General features: G+C 37.6%; 21 protein-coding genes and 3 pseudogenes. 7 read left to right on the top strand and 17 right to left on the bottom strand.

Going from position 1 to position 18,100, the window contains the following annotated elements; genetic code table 11:
• Positions 1 to 219: 219 nt before the first annotated feature.
• The 8 genes and pseudogenes from P3L37_RS21170 to P3L37_RS21135 all read right to left on the bottom strand — a co-directional run bounded on the left by P3L37_RS21170 (position 220) and on the right by P3L37_RS21135 (position 6,013).
• Positions 220 to 1,104 (bottom strand): hypothetical protein, encoded by an 885-nt coding sequence (locus P3L37_RS21170; RefSeq protein WP_140172782.1) that lies wholly within the window; start codon positions 1,102 to 1,104, stop codon positions 220 to 222.
• A 2-nt stretch (positions 1,105 to 1,106) separates the two neighbouring features.
• Positions 1,107 to 2,090 carry a DGQHR domain-containing protein gene (locus tag P3L37_RS21165; RefSeq protein ID WP_071979582.1) on the bottom strand — a complete coding sequence of 328 codons (984 nt, stop codon included), beginning with the start codon at positions 2,088 to 2,090 and terminating at the stop codon, positions 1,107 to 1,109.
• A gap of 555 nt (positions 2,091 to 2,645) precedes the next feature.
• Positions 2,646 to 2,870, bottom strand: a pseudogene (locus P3L37_RS21160) (SOS mutagenesis and repair protein); the annotation flags it as partial.
• Positions 2,871 to 2,875: 5 nt separating this feature from the next.
• Entirely contained in the window at positions 2,876 to 3,259 is a 384-nt protein-coding gene (gene umuD, locus P3L37_RS21155; protein ID WP_140172784.1) for a translesion error-prone DNA polymerase V autoproteolytic subunit, read from the bottom strand.
• Between the two features lie 111 nt (positions 3,260 to 3,370).
• The gene (locus P3L37_RS21150) at positions 3,371 to 3,700 is read right to left on the bottom strand and encodes a hypothetical protein (protein ID WP_071548935.1); all 330 of its coding nucleotides are present in this window, start codon (positions 3,698 to 3,700) and stop codon (positions 3,371 to 3,373) included.
• A complete protein-coding gene (locus P3L37_RS21145; protein ID WP_140172785.1) occupies positions 3,697 to 4,137 on the bottom strand; it encodes a hypothetical protein in 441 nt (146 codons plus the stop codon). The genes P3L37_RS21150 and P3L37_RS21145 overlap by 4 nt, the downstream gene beginning before the upstream one ends.
• Positions 4,134 to 5,144: a ParB/RepB/Spo0J family partition protein gene (locus tag P3L37_RS21140; protein WP_140172786.1), complete on the bottom strand. Its 1,011-nt coding sequence runs from the start codon at positions 5,142 to 5,144 to the stop codon at positions 4,134 to 4,136. The genes P3L37_RS21145 and P3L37_RS21140 overlap by 4 nt, the downstream gene beginning before the upstream one ends.
• A 5-nt stretch (positions 5,145 to 5,149) precedes the next feature.
• A complete protein-coding gene (locus P3L37_RS21135; RefSeq protein ID WP_071548932.1) occupies positions 5,150 to 6,013 on the bottom strand; it encodes a ParA family protein in 864 nt (287 codons plus the stop codon).
• A 604-nt stretch (positions 6,014 to 6,617) separates the two neighbouring features.
• On the opposite strand from P3L37_RS21135, the gene P3L37_RS21130 reads away from it, so the two are divergent.
• From P3L37_RS21130 to P3L37_RS21115, 4 genes are all read left to right on the top strand, one after another.
• Positions 6,618 to 7,499, top strand: a complete 882-nt coding sequence (locus P3L37_RS21130) for a bacteriophage abortive infection AbiH family protein (RefSeq protein ID WP_140172787.1) — start codon at positions 6,618 to 6,620, stop codon at positions 7,497 to 7,499.
• A 298-nt stretch (positions 7,500 to 7,797) separates the two neighbouring features.
• Positions 7,798 to 9,252, top strand: a complete 1,455-nt coding sequence (locus P3L37_RS21125) for a hypothetical protein (protein WP_140172788.1) — start codon at positions 7,798 to 7,800, stop codon at positions 9,250 to 9,252.
• A gap of 348 nt (positions 9,253 to 9,600) precedes the next feature.
• Positions 9,601 to 10,227, top strand: a complete 627-nt coding sequence (locus tag P3L37_RS21120; protein WP_220693744.1) for a recombinase family protein — start codon at positions 9,601 to 9,603, stop codon at positions 10,225 to 10,227.
• Positions 10,228 to 10,326: 99 nt separating this feature from the next.
• On the top strand, positions 10,327 to 10,569 hold the full coding sequence (locus P3L37_RS21115; RefSeq protein WP_140172923.1) for a hypothetical protein: 243 nt from the start codon (positions 10,327 to 10,329) through the stop codon (positions 10,567 to 10,569).
• A gap of 253 nt (positions 10,570 to 10,822) precedes the next feature.
• Here P3L37_RS21115 and P3L37_RS21110 read toward each other — a convergent pair whose 3' ends face one another.
• From P3L37_RS21110 to P3L37_RS21455, 4 genes are all read right to left on the bottom strand, one after another.
• Entirely contained in the window at positions 10,823 to 11,005 is a 183-nt protein-coding gene (locus P3L37_RS21110) for a hemagglutinin (protein WP_140172924.1), read from the bottom strand.
• A 186-nt stretch (positions 11,006 to 11,191) separates the two neighbouring features.
• Complete coding sequence (locus tag P3L37_RS21105) at positions 11,192 to 12,046, bottom strand: hypothetical protein (RefSeq protein ID WP_140172925.1); 855 nt, start codon at positions 12,044 to 12,046, stop codon at positions 11,192 to 11,194.
• Positions 12,047 to 12,876: 830 nt separating this feature from the next.
• Positions 12,877 to 13,203 (bottom strand): hypothetical protein, encoded by a 327-nt coding sequence (locus tag P3L37_RS21100; RefSeq protein ID WP_140172926.1) that lies wholly within the window; start codon positions 13,201 to 13,203, stop codon positions 12,877 to 12,879.
• Between the two features lie 60 nt (positions 13,204 to 13,263).
• Positions 13,264 to 13,353 carry a hypothetical protein gene (locus tag P3L37_RS21455; protein ID WP_375547323.1) on the bottom strand — a complete coding sequence of 30 codons (90 nt, stop codon included), beginning with the start codon at positions 13,351 to 13,353 and terminating at the stop codon, positions 13,264 to 13,266.
• 192 nt (positions 13,354 to 13,545) lie between these two features.
• Between P3L37_RS21455 and P3L37_RS21095 the strand changes: the two are divergent.
• Positions 13,546 to 14,010 (top strand): annotated as a pseudogene (locus P3L37_RS21095) (pentapeptide MXKDX repeat protein); the annotation flags it as partial.
• Here P3L37_RS21095 and P3L37_RS21450 read toward each other — a convergent pair.
• The 3 genes and pseudogenes from P3L37_RS21450 to P3L37_RS21085 all read right to left on the bottom strand — a co-directional run.
• Positions 13,981 to 14,043: pseudogene (locus tag P3L37_RS21450) on the bottom strand (hypothetical protein); the annotation flags it as partial. The pseudogenes P3L37_RS21095 and P3L37_RS21450 overlap by 30 nt on opposite strands.
• Before the next feature lie 114 nt (positions 14,044 to 14,157).
• The gene (locus P3L37_RS21090; RefSeq protein WP_140172927.1) at positions 14,158 to 14,463 is read right to left on the bottom strand and encodes a type II toxin-antitoxin system RelE/ParE family toxin; all 306 of its coding nucleotides are present in this window, start codon (positions 14,461 to 14,463) and stop codon (positions 14,158 to 14,160) included.
• On the bottom strand, positions 14,456 to 14,698 hold the full coding sequence (locus P3L37_RS21085) for a type II toxin-antitoxin system ParD family antitoxin (protein ID WP_071548927.1): 243 nt from the start codon (positions 14,696 to 14,698) through the stop codon (positions 14,456 to 14,458). Before P3L37_RS21085 ends, P3L37_RS21090 begins: the two co-directional genes overlap by 8 nt.
• Positions 14,699 to 14,891: 193 nt before the next feature.
• Here P3L37_RS21085 and P3L37_RS21080 point away from each other — a divergent pair, with 193 nt between their 5' ends.
• Positions 14,892 to 15,527: a recombinase family protein gene (locus P3L37_RS21080; RefSeq protein ID WP_125894910.1), complete on the top strand. Its 636-nt coding sequence runs from the start codon at positions 14,892 to 14,894 to the stop codon at positions 15,525 to 15,527.
• A gap of 72 nt (positions 15,528 to 15,599) precedes the next feature.
• Here the strand turns inward: P3L37_RS21080 and P3L37_RS21075 are convergent, their stop codons facing one another.
• The gene (locus tag P3L37_RS21075; RefSeq protein WP_125894908.1) at positions 15,600 to 16,526 is read right to left on the bottom strand and encodes an Rpn family recombination-promoting nuclease/putative transposase; all 927 of its coding nucleotides are present in this window, start codon (positions 16,524 to 16,526) and stop codon (positions 15,600 to 15,602) included.
• Positions 16,527 to 16,680: 154 nt separating this feature from the next.
• Between P3L37_RS21075 and P3L37_RS21070 the strand changes: the two genes are divergently transcribed.
• Positions 16,681 to 17,756 (top strand): IS3 family transposase gene (locus tag P3L37_RS21070; RefSeq protein ID WP_404932935.1). Its coding sequence is split into 2 segments (ribosomal slippage): positions 16,681 to 16,930 and positions 16,930 to 17,756, totalling 1,077 coding nucleotides; the frame shifts between segments, so codons are not numbered across the junction.
• Positions 17,757 to 17,859: 103 nt separating this feature from the next.
• Here P3L37_RS21070 and P3L37_RS21065 read toward each other — a convergent pair.
• Positions 17,860 to 18,033, bottom strand: coding sequence for a hypothetical protein (locus P3L37_RS21065; protein WP_180359558.1), 174 nt, complete (start codon positions 18,031 to 18,033; stop codon positions 17,860 to 17,862).
• Positions 18,034 to 18,100 lie beyond the last annotated feature (67 nt).

Raw genomic sequence — 18,100 nt, 5'->3', positions numbered from 1 at the left:
ACCGAGGGAGACTGACGGACTAATTACTTAGGGGCTTAATCGTACAATCTCCACTCGACACCACACAACTCACTTCTGGACATTTCTGAGTTGCATTTTAGCTAATTTAGAAAAACATGAATTAGATAAAGTATGGAAATTTCACTCGCTTTGATGATGGTGCTCACTGATAGGGTATTCAAAACTACTGAACCGCTCAATGGCCAATATTGGTTTGCTTCAACTGTTTAAGCGCCCATCGATCAACTGATACGCACCACTTAAGCAATCATATACATATGCTAACGCAGCAACACGGTTATTTTCATGGGGTTGAATACCTATTTTTGAAGCCCACTTAACTGAAGACCCTTGCTTCATAAGGGATAAAAAATTCTTTCCAATATCAGTACCAGAATCTCCATAAAGACTAGGTGCACTGTAGTTCCACTCATTTCTAATTGCGCTAGGTAAAGCCCACCTGTCATTAGATGAAGATACAATATCCTTTAGCAGTTGACATGCTGTATTGTGTTTATCCGATACTTTTATAGGATTGATTAGGCTACTTACATTTGTCCAAGCGACTTGATGAGGTCTAGCTCCCGTTTTAATGATATCTAGTTTAATTTCATTAAAATTATTACCTTGAGAAGCCATTACAGCAAAGCTACTTGGGCCATCAATGTTAAACATCGATGATGTACCTGCTTGAGCTGCACTTAATAATCGGGTTTGATCTTCTTCTGTCAGGTTGGTTATGAATTTTCCTGCAATCCTTGAAATCTCATTGCACATGAAGTAGCAAGCATAATAAGTTGTAACAACACACCATGCAGCTTGTAGATCACCATTAACCTGTTCAGTTAAGTGTTTAATTTGGTTTTCTACACGAACTTTTCCAAAGTGAAAGTCCGTTAGAATTGCATTTAGATAGTCACTCTTCGGCATGGTAACCTCAAGGCGGCTTGAGTTGATCACTTGAACATCTATATCGACAATAGAGCTAACTAGGGCTTTTTTGAAGCTATTAGCCATCGAATAACTTGATGGCTTATCACTTCTTTGGAATCCCAGTGAAGTAAGCCTGCCTAATACTTCCTTTGATATTTCAGAACTGATCATGATTAAAACAAATCTTGAACCGAGCCAAGTTTGTGGCTATGAATTTCAATTAGCTCTTGCATTTCATCACTCATTTTCTTGATAGCATCACGGTTTGTGCCTGTATGAATAGCAAAGTTGAATGGTTTTAAACCTTCTAAGACTTCCTTTAGTGCGGAGGCAGAGTAGCTTTTTGAATACATCATTGAAAGGCCGCAAACTTGTCCAAAGATGCTAAATACAGCTTCAAAATATGCTGCTGTAGTTAGCTTTTCGCTGCTCCCTAATGTGCTTTCAAGAACACCTTGTACAGCGGAGGTATAGTTTGATAATAGACGTTTTTTATCATCGTAAGCCAAGCTAGATAATGGATGAACTTTCAATATAGGGTCTAAGGCTGCTTGAAATGGAACATGCGAGATTTTACCTCTAGAACTAGAGGTTGCACTGAGTTTTCCGTAAAGGGGAGAATCAGGCTCATTTCCAAGCTCATCGAATAATCGGGCTCTAACAGCATCGAGCGAGTCCTCTTCAGCCAAAAACTTTAACAACTCAAGACGAAGTGTTTTAGGCACGCCTTTCTGGTTAGAGTTTATATCTATAAAGTATTGAACTTCGTTAGTGTGTTCTAAACCTTTAAAAATACACACGGGTAGTTCAATATCTTGCTCTGCCAAATGAGCGCCATATAATCGATGCTGACCATCAATAACGAATAAAGAGTTAGGAATCAGTTCCATCGATAATTCAGAATTACTGAATGATATAACTGAGTTTTCTTGAGCACTCAGAATTACGGCCCCTGGGATTAGATTCCCTGAATCTAAATATTCCGCGATCAGCTTAGCTCGTGGTTCTGACAAATGACGCTGATACCCCTTTTGTGCATCCTCATCTACTCGAGAAACTGTGGCAACTTGCAAAATTTCACTAGCCTTCATTGCCGTAAGGTATAAATCAATATCATCATTACCTATGCTGAATGCCATTTTATTAATTTGAGTCATCAATTTAGTCCTTTTTCTTATTTTTTTTATGATACCAAGAACAACATCTTGTGTCTTAAATTCTGAAAGTTAAGTCACCCGTTTGTGTAGACAAATTACTGGTATTACAAAAAGTAAGTCAAATGGTGCTTTGGTGAAATGTATTTAAACGCTCACAACACACTTAGGGGCAGAGGTGAGTTAGAGCAACCTGTCGGACCTAATTGCATCGTGATTTGAATTTGACAGGTTGAGTCCAGACTAGGATGACCTCGCCACTGTCAGGGTGTGGCCTACTTATAAATGAGGGATATTTCTCCGTACTAATCCACATAAGACAATAGTCAAAGCCGAAGTCATCTGGAAACGACCTATTTTGTTCAATCACATTAACACCTAAATCATCCGTTATTCACACTGCTAAGCCTTCCCCCAGGGGGTTACGCGTTCATACATCTACTTTTTCAAGATATTTCTTAACCAATAGTAAAAATTGTAACCGCCCCTCATCTCGACGTCTAATTTATACAACCTGAAACATTACAACATGTGATGTCTAAAGTATTTCCCAACTGTAAGTGGATAATTTGAAGAAAATACAACTACTTGCTTTTGTTTGATTATCTGTTTGATTTCAAAATAAGGCGCTCCCATGCGGATATAAGGTTTCGCTTCAGCTGAACGCGCAATGACGCACCCATCGTTATTCGAAAGGCAAATAATTGGCTTTCCTTTTAAATCAGGCCTAAAGACAGATTCACAGGCGGTGTACATGGAATTAACATCGATGAGCGCAAACATATCTTTCACCGACAGGTATGCACGGCATAACGAACGACACCGAAAATTTGCACGTCCGTATCGTCATTGATGGGGATAGAGGGAAATTGGCTGTTAGCGGGAATAAGCGCTTTAGTCGGTGTGATTTGCAGGTACTTACAGGTGAATTCACCATTGTATTCGGCGACTACAATTTCCCCATGACTGGCAGTAAGGTGACTTTCAACGACTAATAAGTCACCGTCAAAAATCCCCGCATCCTTCATCGAATCCCCTGAAGCACGAAGAAAATAGGTGCTTTCAGGATAGCGAATAAGTTCAGCATCGAGCGATAAACGACGTTCGACGTAGTCTTGAGCGGGACTGGGAAAACCACAGGCAACTAGACTCTCGAAAATAGGAATTTGCATAGGGCACCAATACTGTATAAATACACAGTATAAGTATACTTTACTCCATTTTAAAAAACAAACATGTGAATTTATAATTCACATCTACTATTTCGCATGCGAAATGGTTTTCTAATTCCTTCTATACAAACGTAATACATCAGATGTTAATTTATAATGCTGCTTACCCCACCGTCCAAAAATGTTCTCCTCAATATAATCTCGGTTATTTTTGTCACCTTGATCTCTATAGTAGTATATTAAAATGATTCCTTTATCTTTTAGATAGTTTGCAACTTGAGTTATATTTGTCCTTACATAACCAGTATTTGATTGGAACAAATCAAGATCAATACCATCGAATCCGTTATCAAAAGCATCAAGTAAATATGCTAGCAAGGATGATGATATTGAACGACGTCCTGAAGATGTAATTATTTTTTCTAGTCCCGAAAAAGTCATTTTCTTTTTTTATGCCTTCTAAAATTTGCATCTTCCTCTATGGCTGCAGTAATCCAGCCTGCTGCAATATCTTTATTTATATGTTTAGGTAGATAACTTAACATCTCAGCTATACTATTTTTCTTATATAACCGTTGTAATAGAGATGCCATTCCGCACCATTCTACATGTGTGCTTGGTTTCCATTCATTAGCAAATAATAATAGAAGAGCGCTTTGTGCAGCCCAAAGTGGCGTGTTTGTCGGTGTTGTTTTTGTCCATTGGATTAATGCAGAACCTGGAATTGATTTAGACCTTTCAGTAAGACCGAGTTCAATAGCTGTTTGACATAATATTTTTGATTTTTCTGTTGCTGTACCAGATATTTGCAATAACCATGTTTTAATAATCTGGCCACGAAACTCTGTGGCCATAGTTGAAAATGGCGTACCTATCATTTGATCTGTACTAACCCTTTTACTATTAATTTATCAACATTGACAGAGTTGATGCTATTTTCAAGCTTTACCCATACAACCCCGTCACTTTCAGGCTTTTTATCCGTGAGAATAATACCTATCTTGTTATCAAACTCCACCTGAACATGCCACACATCATTTGTATTAACTTGAGATTTTGAATGAGAAACTTGTTTTGATTTCGCATGCGAAATTTTTTCTTTATCTCTATTTTTTATTTTACTTAATTCATCTTTTGCTTCATTACGAGAAACACCATTTTTTCTTGCTTTTTCAACAAGTTTTTCAGCAATTTTGGGGTTAATTTCATTTATCTGAGTAAGTGTATATGCTAAGTCTACATCTAAAGTTACTTTATCTTTTAGTAATGTGGTAACACTTTCAGGAGCACTTATTAATTTTAAATGTTTACTCACAAATGATGTAGGTTTACCTACAGTTTTTGCTATTTCTTCTCCAGTCATTCCATGAACTGTTTTAAGCTCATTAAATGCTACTGCTGTTGCTAAAGGTTTAAGGCCGGATTGTTGTAGGTTTTCTATCAACTGACCAATAATTCGAAATTTATCGTTTTTGGGTGGAGAACCGACATAAATATCAATAAAGGTATCTCCTCTTTTTTTTGCTGTTCGCCAACGAGTTTCACCCATCCAAATCCTATAACCAGTCCTATCTTTTGGATAACAACGCGGTGGTGTTAATATCCCTACAGTGTTAAATGTATCAGCCATTCCCTCTATTATGGAGTCATCAAAATCTTCCTCTGGACGAACTTGACTCTCTGCATAAACTTCATCTATTGAAACTCTAATTATTTGCCCTTCCGTTTCTAATTCAGGGCGGGCAATATCAGTCATAATTTGGTGAGCAGCAATATCTCTGATTTCCTCATTAGGTGACTTAGTTTCAATAACTTTGTTAATTGCTTCGGTTGCCGATTTACGATTTTGATCACGTAGTCGACTCAAAAATTGTTTTTTAGCCATTTAATTTATCCTACCTGTTTCACAATTCGTTTTGCTAATTCTTCATATTGAATTGCTGGTTTAGATTTAGGCTCATATTCTTTAAATGTCATACCTAATTCTATAGCTTCTTTTGCTGTTGCTTGAGCAAACGAAATATAAGCTAAGATATAATCTTGGGTATAACCTTTATCTTCAAGTATTTCGACTAGCATATTAAGGTTATGAGTATCCACAGCCCCCAAATAACCATCAAAAAGTGGTTTTGAATAGTTCGCAACTGTAGCTTGAGTCACATAGGTTCCCAAAAATTGTAACGATGGATTATAGTTTTTCTTTATTTTTTGCATGTAAGTTAATTGTTTAGCTACAGCATTCCTTGATTGTTTTTCTAGTAAGGTTGGAATTAATAAATAATCAGCAGCCATATGACTTGCTACCATTACATTAGAATATGAAGGGGCTGAGTCTATAAAAATAAAATCATATTTTTCCTTCAATTCTAATATACGATCTCGGAAATCAAACATACAATCAGAGTGTCTATAGTTAACCTCATTAAGTTCACTCGTTGTGCCTATGAAGTCACGTCCATCATCTAGAGTTATCGGTTTAATGTCAGTATTAGAAAAAAACAATTGATAGGTATTAGCCTCACCAGGGGTGAACTCATGCTTTAATGGTTCTTTTTCAATTTCCAATGGAAGTTCATTCGGAAAGGTACGTTCTGTTAACCCTGTAGTCCAATCCGCATCAATTTCTAGAACTGAATACCCCATTTTTTGCAAGTTGAAAGATATTTCATTAGTAGATTGAGACTTAACTACACCACCTTTCTGGCTGCACACTACTATTAGCTTGCCAAGTTTTTTTCCTGTTTTGAGTTCCATATTAGAATCCTTAGTATTTCGCATGCGAAATGTTGAGAAAGGTGTGGTGTGACAAGAATATACTTATATTAATATCAATTTTCATATCCACTCCTATGAGTCAGGCGTTTCGCCTAAAAAGACACAACTTCATGTATCTTTGAAAGCTATGAATCTAAATTCATATCTTGAGGGGATTATATCATAAATTCATTGCATATCAATATTGATATGCAATGAATTTCGCAAGCGAAATTTTCTAAAAAATTATCTTATGCTTACATTAAGAACCTTCAACATACCATTTAAGTATAACTAAATGATAAGTATATCCTAGTTTACAATTTACATATCATTTGAATTACATTTACCCCTTTAACGATACATTATTATTTAAGTCATAATGGAAGAATCTTGAATGGGAGAATGAATAAAGTTTGACGTCATTTGATATTATTAAACAAACTTATCTCGCAGAAAAAAATCAATTCTGACAGTTGGCTTTGAGCGAACTGTGGAAATTTGCAGATTGTTTTACATCTGATGAAGGCATTACTTAAAGGGGGGAGTCAACTGGGAGCAGGTCAGATTAATATCTTTTTACAATTCGACTATGGGAAAAACGATGAGGCTTTACATAATAGGAAACGGATTTGACATTCGACATGGCTTACCAACAGGATACAAGCACTTTAAGTCGTATGTGGCAAAAAATGACCAAGAACTATATGATTCGATAGAAGAATACATACCAGCTGGAGACGAGTGGAACGAGTTAGAAAGTGCTTTAGGTGAAATTGATTATGAGCTTATCCTTCAAAACAGTGAGATGTTTTTGGCTTCGTACAATACCGATGATTGGAGCGATGCCTACCATCACGATTACCAATATGAAGTAGATAAAATCACACGGATGCTGTCAGCTCGCTTGAAGAAGCAATTCGCTGATTGGGTTAAAGGGATTAACATAGCCGATGCTTACAATTCTGAGCAATACATCCCCCCCATACCAAGAGAAAGTCTCTATTTTTCATTTAATTATACAAATACCTTGCAGCAAATCTATGCCGTTCCAGACGAGCAAATTATACATATTCACGGCAATTGTAGTTACGATGACGATCTCATACTAGGTCACAGTTTTAGGGAGGAAAAGTCACTAAATCCATATATAGGACCGGATCAAGATACAAGAATAGCAGAGGCGTACGACAGCATAGACGAATACTTCGGAAATACATTCAAGCCCAGCGAAGACATAATTGAAGACATAATTAAAGAAGAGAGTGTTTTTTTCTCGTCGCTTAAAAATGTGGATGAGGTCATTGTCTTAGGCCATTCGCTTGCCGAAGTTGACGGTAAATACTTCGCTGAAATAAATAAATGCATCCAAGAAAACGCTCGATGGATAGTTGCTTTATATAGAGGTGAGGAAAAGTCAGGCAGCTTAGAAGATTATGATGTCAGAGACTCAAATATTTCTTACGTGCAGTATGAAGACATCTGAGTGAAACACATATCATTCTACCCAAAACTGGCTATTGAGTCCGCTATGAGCGAGAAGCGGAAGCTCATCTTATAAATGCTGATCAGAGAACTAGACCGAAGTAAGGGTTGGATGAACGTTCATGCTTACTATGAGATCGTAACGCATCGTAGTTCAATACTCTTAGTGAGTAGATAGTTATTATTGTTCAGATAAGTATGGGAATCTCTAGGGAAGTGTGATGGAAATCATGGTAAGGCATTGATTTTTATAGTATTATAAGAGGTGCTTTATTGCTAAAATAGTTACAAGGGAAACAATGAGCACAGATAAAATAAATAAAAAGTCTATTTCCCCAAAGAAAAACATAGGCTTTACTGAAACTGAAAGAAAATTAGCGGCTATTTGTGATAAAACTTTTCTAAAGCTCTGGTCTTGGACCAGTTTATATAGTAATGAAGGTATCAAGCAAAATGGAAAAGGGAAGGAAATCTGCGATCTTCTGGTTTATTACAATAATACAGTCATTATTTTTTCGGATAAAGAAGTTAAATACACTGAAGATAGAGAAAAAAATATTCCTGAAGAGGATGGTACTTCTGTAGCTTGGAAGCGTTGGAAAAGAAGAGCAGTTGATAATTCAGTAAAGCAGATTGAAGGGGCAGAAAGTTGGATTCGCACACATTATGACCGAATTTATTTTACTGAACAATGTTTGTCGAGTGATAAATTTCCGTTTATAAATAGCGAAAGCATCAATCAACTAAATGTCTATCGTGTTGCCATCGCTAACGGCTGCCAATATCCGCTTTATCTAGGTAATGGTATTCATGATGGTATCATCACTAACTGTAGAGATCGTCATGGTAACTATATACACGTTTTTGATAGCTCAACCATTGAAGCTCTAACACAAGAGCTAAGTACCGTAAATGAATTCGTAGGATACCTAGAGGAAAAAGAACGCGCAGCACGAGAAGGATTTTTTACCAACTATGATAAGTTGATAGAACTTGATTTGTTAGCGACATATATCCTAAGCCCATCCATAAGTAGGGATGCAGGTTTATACTTTAAGGAAGAAGGGTTTAAAATTGAGAGGTTTAATGAGCTTAACAAGGCTAGTGATTACTTAAATGGAAAGCAGGAAGATCGGGTTTCACTTATTTTTGATGATTTAATTGAGTATATCTCTGATCAATTTGTAAGAGGAGAAGTTATCTGTACAGGTTTAACTAAGTTCGAAGCAAACCAAAAAGTATTGGAGGTTCTATGTGATTTTGATCGGTTAAGTCGTAGAGAACTTTCCAAAAGTATTATTGCTAAGTTCAAAGAAACTTTAGGGCGGGCTATTAGTAGTCGGGCTATTTTATTGGGAGAGGATGACTCATCTTATACTCGTAATTCCATTTTTGCCGTTGTTATTTTCCCAAAGGCAGTATGTAAAAAAATGAGTAAAGTAGAATATGAGGAGGAAAGACGTTTGATTGCCCAAGCCTACGCTATTTATTATCAACAGAAGACATCAATGAACAGAGATATTGTAGTGGCTGTGTTTGATAATATTTCAGAACCTCCAGTGATGTGGAACACAAACTATAGAAGCTTTATGGCTAGAGTATATAAAAAAGACTTCGCGCTGGTTTATCGTGAGAAGAGAAATGTTACTGAGCAAGAAATTGACTTATTTCATGAAATGCAAAATAAATGGGGTATATTAAAATCCTCCCCAATAAATAGTTTTCGAGGCAGGGCTTATCAGTTTCATGACTAATTAATATTCATAATGGAAATTAAATTTTTGAGATTTATTGTAAGGCATGGATTAATAAAAACCTGAGCGTCTCATTTAAAATGAACTGCAACCTGTATGTTAACACGGAAAAATGTAAGCAACGTCCGCTCCTGGCTGTGAGTTCAACCGGTGGATGCAACACACAGCACAAACCTGCCACCTAGTAATATTAGGTGTTTTTCACCTCTCTAGAGAAAGTGTATTTCATAATACATCTCAGATATGCAATAACTCATTGGTGTAATTTAGGTATACCTTTTCAACACCATCCAATTCTGGTACTGTTTAACCTATTAATTACCACTTAAATAGAACTGGTTCTCTATAATGACCTCAGCAGTACAAAATCGCTTTGTTAGAGCTTACCTTCGAGCATCAACATCAGAACAAGATGCAACTCGAGCTCAAAACTCAATGGAAGCATTCGCTAAAGAACGAAGGCTGTCAATTTGTAATTACTACATTGAAAATGAATCAGGTTCACGTTTAGATCGCCCAGAGTTGTTTCGGCTTCTTAAGGATTGTCAAACTCAAGATATTTTATTAATTGAAGATGTTGACCGGCTCTCTAGGTTAACTATGGATGATTGGAATAAATTGAAAAAAATGATCCACCAAAAAGATATCCGTGTCATGGCTATTAATGTACCGACAACTTGGCTATCTGCAAATATGAATGATTTTGATAGTCGAATGTTTGCCGCTATTAACGATATGTTACTTGATATGTTAGCCGCAGTTGCACGACGTGATTATGAGCAACGTCGTGAAAGACAAAAACAGGGAATAGAAAAAGCTAAAAAAGAAGGAAAATATAAAGGTCGTCAGGTAAATCAAAATCGATATGATGCAATCAACCGTTTACTCGATAGCGGCCACTCATGGAGCCAAGTTCAAAAAGTTTTAGGCTGTAGCAGAGGTACTATAAGTCGAGCAATTAAACAGTCTATTTAAAGAAAGTAAAAATTGAATTTATAATGAGCATAAACGTATGCCAATACATTGAATTGGTATAATCATCATTTAGGTATTTTAAAAAGAAAGGGGTTTAAAATGAGTATTTTCAGTAAAATCAAAGAAATAGAAACAAAATATAGTATAAAAATACACGAAGGCGAAAATTTTAAGCAAGCGTTGTATAATGGGCATATAAGTGATAGTGATGATTATCTAATTGATAAAATTGAACTAGCAGCAAAGCATTACCCAAATTTAGATCTTGCTTTGTCTACATACGAATCTGACAATTCATCACCTAGGCAATTTTGTTATACTATTGTCATTCCTGTTGTATAAAAAAACACCAAATTAATGGTATCGGAATTTACGGTGATTCCGGCGTGGAACCCAAATAAGATGTACATCGCAATATGAAATCAATATCTAGTCTTAACCCATTGGATTATATGAGCTTACAAGGTGTAGTCGGACAAACCGTTGTTTAAATCAAAATACCCCTTATTGAAACTTAATTACGGCATCGAAGTATTTTGTAACAAAAAACCCGCATTTGCGGGCTTTTTGTTACAAGCTCAATAGGGATGTTATACTAAATTTTTTGACATTTTTTATTATCGGGTGAGCAGCGTAATCCGCGACATATCTTGCAGTAGGATTGAGGAATTTTTTCTCCATTTTGAACTATACGAAACCCAAAAACTTCTTCGATTTCATTGATGCTATCGGCTGTCACTTCACAACAAGGACACTCAGCATATATTTCGTAAGCCATTTAATTCTCCTGTAATTAACTATCTTTATTTTTTCTATCATTCTGCCATTAATTTTTTTTAATACTTTCGAAACTTGCTTAAAGGGGTTTCGCTCCCATTTCATCGAAAAGTCCAAGTTTAGCTCATAGCCCTTTGATATCAAGGGCTATAGGCGATGTTCCATGCAGTAATATTAAATAGTTATTTTAATTTTTAAATGGTTTATCGACTTGATACAAGTCAGAGATAAACATCGCATCGCCATCAATATCATAAAAATGCGTTTTGATGGAAAATGGCGTAAAACTTTGCTGATCATAAAAGAAGTTATTTCGAATAAACACCTTATCCATCTGTGCATTAATATGCAATGCGAGTGCATTTTTAGATTCTGTATCTAGAGTTTCAGCCTTTTTAAATTTAGCGATATCATCTGCCAATTGCATATCTAGGGTAAGCATAAATGTATTATTTAATACTTGAAAGGTTATCGGATCTAAATAAGGCTGATAACCCCATTCGATAAAGTGATGATATAACTGTAATGTATGCTGGTTAAATAACCTGATACTATTCATTTCGTACAAATTTTCGATCCGTCCAGCCCCGATAATTTCATTATTTTTAAGGCTTAACGATAGCTCCGTGGATTTACCTTCTAGAATAACAAAAGCAAAAAAATCATGCGTCAAGATCGAATGCAAATCATCAAGTTCCGTAAAGACTTCATGTTTTTTATGTGTCCATAATTTTTCAGCAAGATGACATACAGAGAGCCACACCGCATCTTCATGTTTTTTGAAGTCAAATACATTTCCTTCTGTATCGTTTGACGTTGCGGTGTTTCGCCGTGCACTGTCCACTAAATCCGAGTAGGACTTATAGCCTATTGATAAACTGAGTGCATCGCGGATCGTCCGCGATAAATAGGGCTGCTTAGGAAAAAGAGGTTTAATCACGTCATAGACAAAAGAGTGTAAGACCTCAAAAGAGGAAAGCATCGATGACGTCATCGCCATTTTAACGGGATTAATGGGCGTCAGAAATTGAGTTGTATTCATACTATATACCTTATTTTTAATGAAGGTAATCAGGAACCGTCTACGCCAGCCTATACCTTCAAAAAATAAAGTAAGGGAGGTTTAAAATAAAAATCAGTGCGATGGCCGTAGAGCTCATGCCCTTATACTAAATCAAATTTTCGCACTCAGGGCAACCCCTATTTTTCAGCCCTAAATTTTCCTCTGGTGATCGGTCAGAGTGATTCGCTATTTTTTTAACCACACCCTCACGTCGTAAATTCCCCTACCAATTGCACATTTGCCGTCAATAGCGGGTAAAACGCAATTCTCATTCCTGCCTTGCGTATCAAAAGGATGCCGAAAACCCCACATCTAGTGATAATGAAGTTCAAACACCCCAATATGCAGCAAAAGTAGTAAATTGCACACTCTAGCGGTAAAACGCAAAATGACTAAAATCCTCCACACCCCCGAAAAAAATCGACCGCACAGAAGGCCTGCTACGATGAAAAAAGAGTATAGGTAAAGCAATCGGCTGGCTAAAAGAAAAAATCACGTAAAATGGCGTAGAATTGGAATTTGGCGGAGGGCAAAAAGTGACACGCTAGAGAAGTGTCACTCACAGAGGAAATGCATTCTTTAGAAAAAAGCGATAAATCAATTCGTTTACTGGGATTGGGGAGGCGTTAATAGCGTTAAGCAACGGTCGAGGATAACGGGATTATTGAGGATCAGGATTTTTTGGGGTTCCACGCCTGAACCACTGATTTTTCCGATACCTAGTATCAGTTAGGGTTGTCACAAAAACGGACGATTGATTGGCAATTGTTAAACTACAATTTTAACGATTTAAAATCGTCACATACCCACTAGTCAGCTACTTTATATAAAGGTGATAATTGCATTTTTTTATGTAACTCTTCATTCCAAAGACTAACAATCCATATTTTTTCACGGTCATTTTGACGTTTAATAGAGTTAACTATATTACATAAAGCCATATGGCAAATTTTATATTCTTCTGTAGATAAAGATGTGAAATCGACAGTTAGATCATAATCGAAGGAATCAAATATCTTATCGATAATATATGCATGTGATTGCAGCTCTTTTTTTAACTCATCCGATAATATTGTTAAGGACGGAGTTCCTAAGCCTACAGACAAACCACTACCCAAGTAATACATACCAGCCATATATCACCTCATTAATACAATTTAATTTTTTTCTTGGGTTGATAAAGTATTTATATGTTCTTATAATTTTGCTTGATTTTGAGAATTCAATATTCTCATATCAATAGCTACTATGTCAGCTTTTGCTAAATGAACTCGGATTTGTTCCACTTAGGTAATTTTTGCAACAAGCCCCTCGAATATCCCTTCAAAGTCTTTAGCCGCTAAATTGGAAAGTTTATACATTATGAGCGTTCTTCACTTTCTTAGCGCTGAGTTAAAAATGCGCAAATTTATTATTTGCAACAAGCCCATATTTCTTACTCCTCGCTTTATGACAAATTTGTAATCATTTTTTAATCAATGACCCATAGTTATAATGGTAGTATTAATATAAATAAACTGATAGAGAGTAAATTTGTTATGAAAAAATTAATATTAGTAATCTTAACTAGTGCGTTATGTATGACAGCTGCAGCTTCTTATGCAGACAGCATGGCTAAGGACAGCATGGCTAAGGACAGCATGGCTAAGGACAGCATGGCTAAGGACAGCATGGCTAAGGACAGCATGGCTAAGGACAGCATGGCTAAAGACGGCATGGCTAAAGACAGCATGGCTAAAGACAGCATGGCTAAAGACAGCATGGCTAAAGACAGCATGGCTAAAGACAGCATGGCTAAAGACAGCATGGCTAAAGACAGCATGGCTAAAGACAGCATGGCTAAAGACAGCATGGCTAAAGACAGCATGGCTAAAGACAGCATGGCTAAAGACAGCATGGCTAAAGACAGCATGGCTAAAGACAGCATGGCTAAAGACAGCATGGCTAAAGATGATAAAATGTAATGCTGTATTAATAAATAATAGCTAAATATTCATATAAGTACCTTTTTTAGGTTATCTTTCTGATAAAACTAGAAAGGGTACTTTAATCTTCAGCATGAAGATAATTCTATTAAAATATTTGTCAACTTACTTTTCAAACTCGTCAAAATAAAAGTGCTTTAACGGCTCCATTTGTTGATGAAGAATTCGGATAACAAAAATATCATCGGTTCTATATCGGTAAAAAATTGCATGCTTAGAGTGGTTATGACGCCTAACCCCAACTGCAATTTCTGTACACTCGATTCCTATCAATGGATTGCTGCTAATCACTTCTAATACATCGTGTAAATTTTTGGTGTATTCATCCGCTTTCCTAACACCAAAATTCACGAGGGTATACTCGAATATCCCTTCAAAGTCTTTAGCCGCTAAATTGGAAAGTTTATACATTATGAGCATTCTTCACTTTCTTAGCGATATCTTGGAGCGTTAACGACGACTCACCACTTTGCTCACCGGCATCAATTAACATCTTCAATGCTGCTGTTTGTTTTTCTTGGACCTCAAGTAAACGTAGAGCAGAGCGAACGACTTCACTTGTTGAGCCATATCTTCCAGACGAAATGAGTTGATTAACAAACTCATCCAGTTGAGCTCCGATTGTTACACTTGTTGTACGAGCCATAAAATTACCTTTGTGTTAATTATTAACACAAAAATTTTAGTTGACCCATTTTATAAAATCAAGTCAATTCAATCTATAGCTTTAGGGTATACCCCAGAGCGATAACCTAAAATGCATCAAATCACTATCAATGCAATAACCTATATGCGATACTTTTTATGGGATAACTTAAATGCGATAGATAGGTGAAAAAATGTTCATCCGTGCTTACCTTCGAGCCTCCTCTGAAGATCAATATGCAGATAGAGCAAAAAAGATGCTCAATGATTTTGTTGAAGAACGAGGTGGACGAATTGCGAATTATTATCGCGAACACATCAGCGGAACAAAATTAGAACGCCCCGAACTCTCTCGTTTACTCAGTGACAGTCAACAGGGTGATATTTTGCTCGTTGAACAAATTGACCGACTGACCCGATTAAATAACGCAGATTGGTTAAAACTGAAAAAACAAATTGAGCACCATGAGTTACGCATTGTGAGTTTAGATATTCCGACATCTTGGCAAGCTCTAAATAATCAAGATCTGACACAGAATGATCCTATCACTCAAGCCGTCCTTTCGGCCATTAACACCATGTTAATTGATCTAATGGCCGCCATGTCCCACAAAGATTGGATTAGCCGCCGGGAACGCCAAAAACAAGGTATTGAACGTGCACAATCATTAGGTAAATACAAAGGGAAGCAACCCGATAGAGAACGCCATGATAAGGTAATTTATTATCGAAAAATCAAAGGACTCAGTATTCGAGAAACCGCGGAAGCGACTGGCTATAGTCGTTCTCAAGTGTGCCGTATTCAGTTAAATGACAAACAGAAATCATAAAGACAATTTATTTCATTTTCTGTTATTGGTGAGGGGGTTCGCAGCACATAAGATACTGCGAACAGAAAAATATCACTGCAAGGAAATCAGATCTTCACGGCTTAAACCGGTACTTTCAATAATCAGTTCAAGGCTGACACCATTTTTCAAGAGATTACGCGCCATCATAATCTGCGCTTCACGCATCCCTTCTTCACGGCCTTCTTCACGGCCTTTTTCCCAGCCGATTTTTTCGCCTTTATCTTGTAAGCGTTGTGCAATGTTCACAATGACCTCCTGATGCTTATCTGCCTGTTCACTCAATTGCTGGACAATATGTTCAAAGTTCGGCGAATCCAGCGCAATGAACAGGTAATTGAGGATAGTGATGATGTCGTTATCACTATTATACTGTTGATTCAATGCTTGTGCCAATAACGGGATAACTCGGTCAAATTCATCCCGCAAATATTTGTGCTTCATCGCCAGCTCCATCACGGCCACTTTGCGATGATTCACCAGCTCATTATCATCAATCACCGTCACATCGACCAACGGGAACGGTTGGGTATACAACGTATTGGCGATATCGGGTAACGGAAAACAATCGGTCCACAACTGGGAATACGGATAGGGTGAGCGGCCACCGTGATAAAACAGCACCGGAACCACCAACGGCAGCGTTTTATTCCCTTGCTGAAGGTGTTGATTCATGGCTAAAAACGCATAATGCATCAATCGCCACGCCATCAGCTTATCCGGCGTCGATTGATGCTCGACCAACAGGTAGATATACCCTTCACCTTCAGTGGTTTGTACCGAGTAAAGCACATCCGATAAGCGGGAGCGTAATTGCTTATCAATAAACGAAGAATTGGTCAGTGACAAGGTACTAAAATCACACAGCGCTTTGATGTGCTCCGGCAAATGTATCTCAAAAAAGTCCTTAGCACTGTCAACTTGCGTCATAAAGCCTTTGAAAGCGGCATCATGGGCTGTCGGGGTCTGTTTGGGTTTCATCAATCCGCCTTTCACACGTCACATCTTAAGTGGCTAGGATACTCAAAATGACGACGCTTGTCCGCTTTTTGACGTCGAGGTATGTTCGTTGGCCACTTGTCCAATACGCACGACTTCAGACACAAGGTGATTCACGCGCCAAAGGAGTTTTACGATGAGCAAACGCATGACTGAAAGCCAGATTGTGGCGATTTTAAAAGAAGCCGAAGCGGGTATGCCGGTGAAAGATATTTGTCGTAAGTACGGCATCAGTAATTCAACGTTTTATAAATGGCGCGAAAAATACGGCGGTATGGAAGCGTCTGATGTGCGCCGCTTGAAAGAGCTTGAAGAAGAGAACCGTCGACGTAAGCAGATGTATGCTGAGTTGAGTCTCAAGTCACAGATGCAAGAAGACATCATAAAAAAGCTCTAGCGCCTGTGGCAGAACGGAAAGTCTGGGCACACGAGTTACAGGTGCAGTATAACGCAAGCGTAGTGAAGTGCTGTCATGTGGTTGGTATCAGTCGTACCGCTTACTATTACGAGCCAAAGCTGACCGATGATGACGAAATCATTGATGCCTTGAATGCTTTAATCGACAAGCATTATCGGTGGGGGTTCCCGAAGTGCTTTAAACGCCTTCGAAAGCTAGGCCACAGTTGGAACCACAAACGTGTTTATCGCGTTTATAAGGAGCTAAAACTGAACCTACGACGCAAAGGCAAAAAGCGACTGCCCAACCGTAACCCAGAGCCGTTAGCTGCACCGAATGCATTGGGAAAATCTTGGTCAATGGACTTTATGAGTGACAGCTTGCACAACAAAGTCAGGTTCCGCACATTTAACGTTATTGATGACTTTAATCGCGAAGTTTTAGGTATTGATATTGCGACCAGCATGCCGTCATTGCGTGTCATACGCTATCTTGACCAACTTGCTGAGTGGCACGGTTACCCTGAGAAAATTCGGGTTGATAATGGCAGCGAATTCACCTCGGAAGTGTTTGTAAATTGGGCAAAAGCACATGACATTATGATTGATTACATTAAACCCGGTTGCCCATATCAAAACGCATACATTGAACGATTTAACCGAACTTATCGCGATGATGTACTCAATTGCTACATTTTCAACAACCTGAACGAAGTGAAGCAAATAACCGAAGACTGGATTGAGCTATACAACAACGAACGGCCGCACGATTCACTCAATGACATGACGCCATTTGAGTACCGAAGTGCGGCATAAATATTCTACGAGATGACTGTGTTATAAATGGGGTATTTACATCGTGTAAATACCCCACACTTTTTTACGTTCCAAAAATTTAAAATAAAGCAATACTAGAGATTTACCCTCCTTCATTTTTATTTTCAAACTCCTTTTTAAACAATAAAACTTCACTCATTTTTACTTTTCCATGACGATTTCTTTTTGGGAGTTTCAATCCATCTAAATCACCAGTGGTTCGGTATAACATAGCCAAATATTCAGGTTTAATTCCTATATGGGGTTGTGTGCCCATTTCATCGAAAAGTCCAAAGTTTGCTTGTAGCCCTTTGATATCAAGGACTACAGCCGATATATAGTTT

The sequence above is a fragment of the Providencia sp. PROV114 genome (genome assembly GCF_032704305.1).
Lineage (GTDB): Bacteria > Pseudomonadota > Gammaproteobacteria > Enterobacterales > Enterobacteriaceae > Providencia > Providencia rettgeri.
Note: the sequence above shows the minus strand (reverse complement) of the source record. Positions and strands in the feature narration are given on the sequence as shown.